The sequence below is a fragment of the Streptacidiphilus carbonis genome, assembly GCF_000787775.1.
Lineage (GTDB): Bacteria > Actinomycetota > Actinomycetes > Streptomycetales > Streptomycetaceae > Streptacidiphilus > Streptacidiphilus carbonis.
Window position 1 is genome coordinate 98579 of record NZ_BBPM01000009.1, and the last position, 7901, is coordinate 106479.

Genomic DNA, 7901 nt, shown 5'->3' on the forward strand with positions numbered 1-7901 from the left:
TCGGCGACGGACCGGCCGGTGGGCCGTCCCCGGACATGCCGAGGCGGCGGGCTCCGGTCGGCAGCCCGCTTCGGCGGTGTGATCAGCCGCGCCGGGCTGATCACCCGCGCCTCGTCACGCTACGCGCAGGCCGAGCGCGCGGAGCGAGGGGATTGGGCGGCCGCCGTCGGCGACGGCGGTCAGCTCCGGTGGGTGGGGCGGTAGGCGCGGAGGACGGGGAGGGCCCGGTTGTCGAAGTCGAAGGCGGCCTGGTTCTCCCAGGCGTTGCCGGAGGCGGGGTCCGTCTCGTCCCAGCCGTTGCCGGGGACGGCGGTCCAGGTGCCCTCCCAGTAGAAGTAGCCGAGGCCGCGGTCGTTCGGGACGGCGGCGACGGTGTCGGCGAGGGTGCGGACCCAGGCCTCCTGGCCGGACGGGGTCGCCGGGAAGCCGGCCACCAGTTCGTCGGTGGAGTCGACCATGTTGGCCAGGGCGTCCTTGCTGTCCAGCCGGAACGGGTAGCCGGTCTCGGCGACCAGGACGTCCTTGCCGTAGCGGGCCGACACGTCGGCGAGGTTGGCCGCCAGGCCGGTCAACGGACCGTGCCAGTACGGGTAGTAGGAGGCCCCGATGACGTCGAAGGGGACCTCGTAGGAGACGGCGTTGTCGAACCACCACCGGTACAGCCCGTTGTCGCCGCCGTTGGCCAGGTGCAGCACGATCCGGGTGCGCGGGGAGACCGCGCGGGCCGCGGCGATGCCGGACTTCAGCAGGGCGGCCAGCTGCTCCCAGTGGTTCCAGTCGCCGTCCGGCCAGAGCATCCCGCCGTTCAGTTCGTTGCCGATCTGGGCGTAGGCCGCCGGGGTGCCCTGCGCGGCGAGCGAGCCGAGGACGTCGGCGGTGTGGTCGTACACCGCCTGCTTCAGGCCGTCCAGGTCGTAGTTCGCCCAGGCCGCGGGCTTGAACTGCTTGCTGGGGTCGGCCCAGGTGTCGGAGTAGTGGAAGTCGACCATCAACCGCACCCCGGCGGCGTGCAGGCGCCTGGCGATCGGCAGGATCCGGCGCTTGGTGTTGTACCCGTCCGCAGGGTCGACCCAGACCTTGAGCCGGGCGTGGGTGAGCCCGGCCTCGGCGAGGATGCGTATCGCGTCACCGCGCCGTCCGTCCGGGTACCGGTAGACGCCGCCCAGCGCCTCGCTCTTGGCGAGCGAGGAGATGTCCATGCCCCGGATCCGCAGTCCGCCGCCGCCCGACACCCCTGCGTCGGTCCCGCTCCCGGAGCCCGCGCCGCGCGCAGCCGCGAGGGCCGCGCCGGGGAAGGCCGTCGGCAGTGTCGTCGCGGCGGCGGCCGCCACCGCCTTGATCATGGTGCGTCGTTGCACGGGGGATTCCTTTCATCGCCAGGGAGCGCGTGAGACCCAGTGCTTCCTTGATTGGTTTTCCAACAAGGAGCAACAGATTCAAACGGAAGCTTGGGGCTGGCGACGGCCGGGGTCAAGAGCAGAGCGTGACCCATTTCGGCACAGTCGTGCACAGTCCGTGCACACCGCCGTGCACGGACTGGGAGGGACGCTGCGATGTGACGACCGGTCAGCTGCTGTGCGACACGGTCAGTCCGTAGAAGGCGACGCGGGCGCCGTTGGTGGTGCTGTTGGAGGAGGACTGGTTGTAGGAACCGGCCTTGAAGTACTGCTTGTAGGCGTCGAAGGACGACGGGATGGCGTAGTGGGTGGTGCTGCCGTTGACCGTCAGGTTGACGGTGTTGCCGCCGGAGACGCCGATCGTGTAGGTCCAGGTCTTGCCGATCGAGACGTGGCCGACGGTGTGCGTGGTCTGGCCGCCCGAGGGCGAGTTCTCCAGGCCGGCGACTATGTCGCCGTTGGAGTGGTAGTAGAGCTCGATCAGCGGCTTGGTGGACGAGCCGCCGCTGCCCAGGTGGATCTGGCCCACGCAGACGTTGGAGGTCACCGACACCACGCGGAGCGTCGCGCTCAGCTTGTGGGTGCCGCTGAGCGCCCAGTCGGCCGGGGTGCCGTTGGAGTTCATCTCGCGCAGCTCGGAGCGGGCGTAGTTGGAGTTGGGGGTGGTCACACCCTTCTCCGGGGCCCAGAAGGTCATCGCGCCGTCGCGGGTGTCGGTGTAGAAGTACGAGTCCTGGTAGCCGTTGGCGCCCTGGAGCTCGGAGGACGGGATCGTGGTCGGCGAGCCCGGGGAGCCGACGGGCTCCTGCAGCTCCCACACCGAAAGGTTGAAGTTTCCGCCGGGGGCGACCGTGGGGGAGGCCGCGTCGGCGTTGGCGCCCAGCAGGCCGACCGTGCCGGCCAGGCCCGCGGCGGCGGCTGCGGCGATGAGCTTGGAGCGGGTTTTCACGTGGGGGATCCTTCCGCTGTCTGGACCTGATTCATATATATGAACTAGGTCTAGTCCAATGATGCGTCAGGTCTGGATAGTACGGACGGTTCGCCCCGTCAACAATGCTTTTTGCCATGCACTTGGCGACTGGGGAACAACAGGCTGTCCATGTATATAAACCAGCTACTGACCGGGCCGGTCCACCGGATCGGCCGGGGCGGCGGCCCGCAGCAGCTCGTCGCGCTGCCGGTTCCACCGGTCCAGCAGTTGCGGCAGCTCGCGCCGGATGAAGGCGAAGAAGACCATCGACTCGCGCAGCCGCACCCCCGCCGGGCTGTCCGTGCCCAGCAGGGCGACCCCCTCGTCCATGCTGGACTCCCAGCGCGAGAGCACCTGGTCGCGGCGGAGCATCGCCTCGTGCCAGCCGTCGGTCAGCACCCGGTAGCGGTCCCGGCGCGAGCCGGGGTCGCGCTCGCGGGTGGCCAGGCCGACCTGGGTCAGGTAGCGCACCGCGCCGGACACCGCGGCCGGGCTGATCTCCAGCAGTTCGGCCAGCTCCGCCGAGGTCAGCCGGCCGGAGTCGCTGGACAGCAGCGCTGCGAAGACCCGCGAGGGCATCCGCGGGACGCCGCCGTCGCAGAGGACGCCCGCGAAGCGCTCGATGAACTCCCGCAGGCCGGTGGTCTCGTTGATCCCCATGGCCTCACACTATCCGGCATCAGCGGCTTCATAATATTCACAGAATTGTGAAACTAGTGTAGCTTCGTGCCATGGCAATGTCGATGTCCCCGGCTGTCTCGGTGTCCGGGCTGGTCAAGACCTTCGGGCGGACCCGCGCCCTGGACGGTCTGGAGCTGAGCGTCGCGCGGGGCGAGGTGCACGGCTTCCTCGGGCCCAACGGCGCGGGCAAGTCCACCACCATCCGGGTCCTGCTCGGCCTGATCCGCGCCGACTCCGGTACCGTCCGGCTGCTGGACGGCGACCCCTGGCGCGACTCGGTCGCGCTGCACCGCCGACTGGCCCATGTGCCGGGCGATGTGACGCTGTGGCGCAACCTCACCGGCGGTGAGGTGATCGACCTGCTGGGACGGCTGCGCGGCGGCCTGAACCCCGACCGGCGGGCCGAGCTGCTGGAGCGGTTCGAGCTGGACCCGACCAAGAAGGGCAACGCCTACTCCAAGGGGAACCGGCAGAAGGTGGCCCTGGTCGCCGCCTTCGCCTCGGACGCCGAACTGCTGATCCTGGACGAGCCCACTTCGGGCCTGGACCCGCTGATGGAGGAGGTGTTCCGCGGCTGCGTCGCCGAGGGGCGCGACCGGGGCCGCACCGTGCTGCTGTCCAGCCACGTCCTGTCCGAGGTCGAGGCGCTGTGCGACCGGGTGAGCATCATCCGGGCCGGACGTACCGTGGAGAGCGGTTCGCTGGCCGCGCTGCGGCACCTCACCCGAACCTCGATCGAGGCCGAACTCGGCGACGCCCCACAGGGGTTGGACCGACTCCCAGGACTGCACGGCGTCGACCTGGGCCAGGGCGACGGCGGCGGTGTCCACCTGCGCTGCCAGGTGGACACCGATCGGCTCGACGCCCTGCTGCGCGTCCTCTCCGCCGCCGGGGTCCGTACTCTGACGAGCCGTCCGCCCACGCTGGAGGAGCTGTTCCTGCGCCACTACGAGCAGCCGGCCGAATCCGCCCCGCAGGGCGTGACCTCATGACCGCCGGGCGCATGACCGCCGGGCTCGGCGAACTGCTGCGGCTGGCCCTGCGCCGGGACCGGATCATGCTGCCGATCTGGATCTACGCGTTGATCGGCTCGGTGGTCAGCACCCTGGTCTCGATCCGCCGTCTCTACCCGGACGACGCCTCCCGGGAGCAGTTGGCGCAGAGCATCAACGGCAATCCGTCCTTGCGCACGCTGTACGGTCCGGTGTACGACGCCCACAGCGTCGGAGCCCTCACCGCCTGGCGCATCCTGCCGTTCGGCGGGCTGATGATCGGGCTGCTCTGCGTCCTGCTGATCACCCGTCACACCCGGGCCGAGGAGGAGTCGGGACGGCTGGAGCTGATCGGCGCCGGGGCGGTCGGCCGGTCCGCGCCACTGGCCGCCGCCCTGGGCACGGCGCTCACCGCCTGCGTCACTGTCGCCCTGGCCGTACCGCTGCTGATGACGGCCTTCGGCGAGGACGCAGCAGGATCGTTCGCCCTCGGCCTCGCCTACGCCGGGGTCGGCCTGGTCTTCGCCGGCGCCGCGGCGCTCGCCGCCCAGGTCACCGGGACCGCACGGGCGGCCAACGGCATCGGCGGAGCGCTGCTGGGCCTGGCCTACGTGCTGCGTGCCACCGGTGACGCGTCCGGCAGCAGCGGACCGGAGTGGCTGGTCTGGCTGTCGCCGCTGGGCTGGGCCGAGCGGGTCCGGCCCTACCGCGACAACGCCTGGTGGCTGCCTGCGCTGATGCTCGCGGCGTTCGTCGTCCAGGTCGCCGGGGCGTACCTGCTGGCGGACCGCCGGGACCTGGGCAGCGGACTGCTCCCGCAGCGGCCCGGACCGCCGGCCGGCGCCCCCTCGCTGCGCAGCGCCTACGTGCTCGGCCTGCGGCTCCAGCGCGGCAGCCTCTACGGCTGGACGGCGGGGTTCCTCGCCGCCGGGCTGGTCTTCGGCGGTATCAGCCAGGGCATCAGGCAACTGCTCCAGGGCAGCGGCTCGGCGCAGCAACTGCTGGAGCGGATGGGCGGCACCCACGGGGCCGTCGACTCCTACCTGTCCACGATGGTCAGCACCTTCGGCATGGTCGCCGCCGTCTACGCGGTGCAGACCGTGCTGCGGCTGCGCGGCGAGGAGACCGGCGGACGGGCCGAGCCGGTGCTGGCCACCGGCGTGGCCAGGCTCACCTGGGCGTGGAGCCATCTGGTGTACCCGCTGCTCGGCTCGGCCGTCCTGCTGCTGGCCGCCGGCCTGGGGCTCGGCCTGGGCACGGGCGCGGTGCTGGGTGACCTCGGCGGCTGGACCTGGCGGTTGCTCGGCGCGGCGCTGGTGCAGCTCCCGGCGGTGTGGGTGTTCGCCGGGGCGGCCGTCGCGCTGTTCGGGCTGCTGCCGCGCTGGACCGCCGCGGCTTGGGGCATCGTCGGGGTGCTGCTGTTCATCGCCTATCTGGGGCCGCTGCTGAGTGCGGGTCAGTGGGTCCTGGACCTGACGCCGTTCACCCATGTGCCTCGCCTGCCCGGCGGCACGGTGACGCTGCAGCCGCTGCTCTGGCTGACGCTGGTCACCGTGGCGCTGGGCGGCGCGGGCCTGGCCGGGCTGCGCCGCCGGGACCTGGGCTGACGAGCGGGCCGGCGCCTGCGCGTCAGAGGTCCAGCATCAGGCGCCGACCGCGGCAGCGGGAGACGCAGATCATCATGGTCTCGTTCGCGGCCTGCTCCTCGGCGCTGAGCACCGAGTCCCGGTGGTCGGCCTCGCCCTCGACGATCTCGGTCTCGCAGGTGCCGCAGGTGCCCTCGGTGCAGGAGTAGAGCACCTGCACCCCGGCGTCCAGGACGGTCTGCAGGATGCTCGCCCCCGGTGCCACGGTGAGGGTCAGCCCCGATTCCTGCAGCACGAGTTCGAAGGCGTCCGAGACCGCGTCGGGGTCCGCGGGACGGGCGGTGAAACGCTCCGTGCGGAGAGTGCCGGGCGGTCGGGTGCGACAGCGGTCCTCGATCGCGTCGAGCAGTGGGCCCGGGCCGCAGCAGTAGACCAGGGTGTCCGGCCCGGCCGCGGCGAGCGCGCGGTCCAGGTCCAGCAGCCCGGTCTCGTCCTGCGGGGCGACGGTGATCCGGCCCCGGCCGCCGTCCAGGGCGGTGAGCCGGTCCAGGAAGGCCATCGACCCCCGGGTGCGCCCGCCGTAGAGCAGGGTCCACTCGCCGCCGGCCGCCTCGGCGGCAGCCAGCATCGGCAGCAGCGGGGTGATGCCGATGCCGCCGGCGACGAACAGGTAGCGGCGGGCCGGGCGCAGTTCGAAGTGGTTGCGCGGCCCCCGGACCTGGACCCGTTCGCCCTCCGTGAGCGTCGCGTGCACGTGGGCGGAGCCGCCGCGGCCGACGCCGTCCGGTTCGCGCAGCACGGCGATCTGCCAGCGGCTGCGGTCTTCCGGGTCCCCGCACAGCGAGTACTGGCGGGTGCGGGAGCCGTCGAGGAGGAGGTCGATGTGGGCCCCGGGCTGCCAGGCCGGCAGCTCCCGGCCGTCCGGGTGACGGAGCGTCAGGGAGACGACGCCTTCGGCCTCCTGGGTGCGGCCGCTGACGGTCAGTTCGGCCTGGTACTCGGCTGCGGTGTGCTGGGTGCTCATCGGTGGCTTTCCTCGTGGCGGTGTTCATGCGTGAGCATCCAGCCCCACATCTCCACCGGGTCGTCGTCGGTGTGCTCGGCCCCGCAGTGGCAGCTGCCGTGCAGCAGGTCGGTGCCGGGCAGCCAGTGGACGCGGTAGACCTCGCCGGCGGCGGGGCCGCTTCCGGTCGTCACTGCTTCTGCTCCGCAAGCCGGGCCAGGATGCGGCGGGCGGCCAGGCCGCCGGTGTCGATGTTGATGCTGAGCTCCTGGTAGCCGGCCGGTTCGGTGGCCAGCGCGCGCTGGAGCAGGTTGAGCGCGTCCACGTCCTGCATCACCACGGTGTGGTTGAAGTCGTGCAGGAAGGTGGTGACCTCCTCGTCGTCCCGGGCGAAGTCACGGGAGACGGCCCAGAAGTCGTAGACGCTGCCCTCCGTGGAGGGGGTGATCGCGTAGGTGATCTCGGTGTGGAAGGCGGGTGCTTCCTGGCCGGCCGGGGTGATCCGACTGTGCAGCAGGTAGAGGCAGGGGGCCAGGTACTCGATGTCCTGGTGCCGGGTGATCCGCCCCTCGATGCCGGTGGACCGGGCGTAGAAGGGCGGGCACTCGGCGTCGTCCATGTGCCGGGACACCCGGACGATCGCACCGGCCTCGTCGACCTCGGTGGTGATCGGCGTCTCGGCGACCTCGGGGGTGCCGATGTAGCCGCCGTGCAGATACGTCTCGTGCGAGAGGTCCAGCAGGTTGTCGACCAGCAGCCCGTAGTCGGCGTCGATCGGCTCCATCCCGCTGACCGAGGTCCAGTTCTCGCCGTCGGCGAGGTGCGGGGCCCGGGGGACCGCGGCGCTGTCGGCGAGCTCGGGGTCGCCGATCCACACCCAGACGAAGGTGTCCTGCTCCACCACCGGGTACGAGTTCACCCGGGCGGTACGCGGTATCCGCCGCTGGCCGGGGACGTAGACGCAGGTGCCCGTCGTGTCGTAGGTGAAGCCGTGGTAGCCGCAGACGACCCGGTCGCCGTCCAGCCGGCTCTCGGAGAGCGGGAAGCGGCGGTGCACGCAGCGGTCGGCCAGGGCGACCACCCGCTGCTCCTCGTCCTCGGTGCGGTAGAAGGCGATGGGCTCGCCGAGGACGGTCCGGGCGAGCAGGTCGCGGCCGACCTCGCGGCCGTAGGCGGCGACGTACCACTGGTTGCGGGCGAATGCGGTCATGGCGGTTTCCCTCGGCGCTGGGGGATGGGGGACGGGGGCAGGAGCGGGGCAGGGCTGCGGAC

General features: G+C 71.7%; 8 protein-coding genes. 2 read left to right on the forward strand and 6 right to left on the reverse strand.

Features of this window, described 5'->3' with window-relative positions; all coding sequences use genetic code 11:
- Positions 1-179 precede the first annotated feature (179 nt).
- The 3 genes from TR46_RS09690 to TR46_RS09700 all read right to left on the reverse strand — a co-directional run bounded on the left by TR46_RS09690 (position 180) and on the right by TR46_RS09700 (position 3027).
- Positions 180-1358, reverse strand: coding sequence for a glycoside hydrolase family 53 protein (locus tag TR46_RS09690; protein WP_236655275.1), 1179 nt, complete (start codon positions 1356-1358; stop codon positions 180-182).
- Between the two features lie 208 nt (positions 1359-1566).
- Positions 1567-2346 (reverse strand): polysaccharide lyase family 7 protein, encoded by a 780-nt coding sequence (locus TR46_RS09695; protein ID WP_042396880.1) that lies wholly within the window; start codon positions 2344-2346, stop codon positions 1567-1569.
- A 165-nt stretch (positions 2347-2511) separates the two neighbouring features.
- On the reverse strand, positions 2512-3027 hold the full coding sequence (locus TR46_RS09700; RefSeq protein ID WP_042396882.1) for a GbsR/MarR family transcriptional regulator: 516 nt from the start codon (positions 3025-3027) through the stop codon (positions 2512-2514).
- A gap of 83 nt (positions 3028-3110) precedes the next feature.
- Here TR46_RS09700 and TR46_RS09705 point away from each other — a divergent pair, with 83 nt between their 5' ends.
- Both TR46_RS09705 and TR46_RS09710 read left to right on the forward strand, forming a co-directional pair.
- Positions 3111-4040 carry an ABC transporter ATP-binding protein gene (locus TR46_RS09705; protein WP_042397107.1) on the forward strand — a complete coding sequence of 310 codons (930 nt, stop codon included), beginning with the start codon at positions 3111-3113 and terminating at the stop codon, positions 4038-4040.
- A complete protein-coding gene (locus TR46_RS09710) occupies positions 4037-5647 on the forward strand; it encodes an ABC transporter permease (protein ID WP_042396887.1) in 1611 nt (536 codons plus the stop codon). The genes TR46_RS09705 and TR46_RS09710 overlap by 4 nt, the downstream gene beginning before the upstream one ends.
- A 22-nt stretch (positions 5648-5669) precedes the next feature.
- Here TR46_RS09710 and TR46_RS09715 read toward each other — a convergent pair whose 3' ends face one another.
- Genes TR46_RS09715 through TR46_RS09720 form a run of 3 tightly spaced genes read right to left on the reverse strand, consistent with a single transcriptional unit; the run spans position 5670 to position 7839 of the window.
- Positions 5670-6650 (reverse strand): PDR/VanB family oxidoreductase, encoded by a 981-nt coding sequence (locus tag TR46_RS09715; RefSeq protein ID WP_042396890.1) that lies wholly within the window; start codon positions 6648-6650, stop codon positions 5670-5672.
- The gene (locus TR46_RS43060) at positions 6647-6823 is read right to left on the reverse strand and encodes a hypothetical protein (RefSeq protein WP_169790640.1); all 177 of its coding nucleotides are present in this window, start codon (positions 6821-6823) and stop codon (positions 6647-6649) included. The genes TR46_RS09715 and TR46_RS43060 overlap by 4 nt, the downstream gene beginning before the upstream one ends.
- A complete protein-coding gene (locus TR46_RS09720; protein ID WP_042396892.1) occupies positions 6820-7839 on the reverse strand; it encodes an aromatic ring-hydroxylating dioxygenase subunit alpha in 1020 nt (339 codons plus the stop codon). The genes TR46_RS43060 and TR46_RS09720 overlap by 4 nt, the downstream gene beginning before the upstream one ends.
- Positions 7840-7901 lie beyond the last annotated feature (62 nt).

Excerpts from the sequence above, each read along its gene's own strand:
- TR46_RS09700 (WP_042396882.1), bottom strand. The coding sequence starts at position 3,027 with ATGGGGATCAACGAGACCACCGGCCTGCGGGAGTTCATCGAGCGCTTC.
- TR46_RS09705 (WP_042397107.1), top strand. The coding sequence starts at position 3,111 with ATGTCCCCGGCTGTCTCGGTGTCCGGGCTGGTCAAGACCTTCGGGCGG.
- TR46_RS09710 (WP_042396887.1), top strand. The coding sequence starts at position 4,037 with ATGACCGCCGGGCGCATGACCGCCGGGCTCGGCGAACTGCTGCGGCTG.
- TR46_RS09715 (WP_042396890.1), bottom strand. The coding sequence starts at position 6,650 with ATGAGCACCCAGCACACCGCAGCCGAGTACCAGGCCGAACTGACCGTC.
- TR46_RS09720 (WP_042396892.1), bottom strand. The coding sequence starts at position 7,839 with ATGACCGCATTCGCCCGCAACCAGTGGTACGTCGCCGCCTACGGCCGC.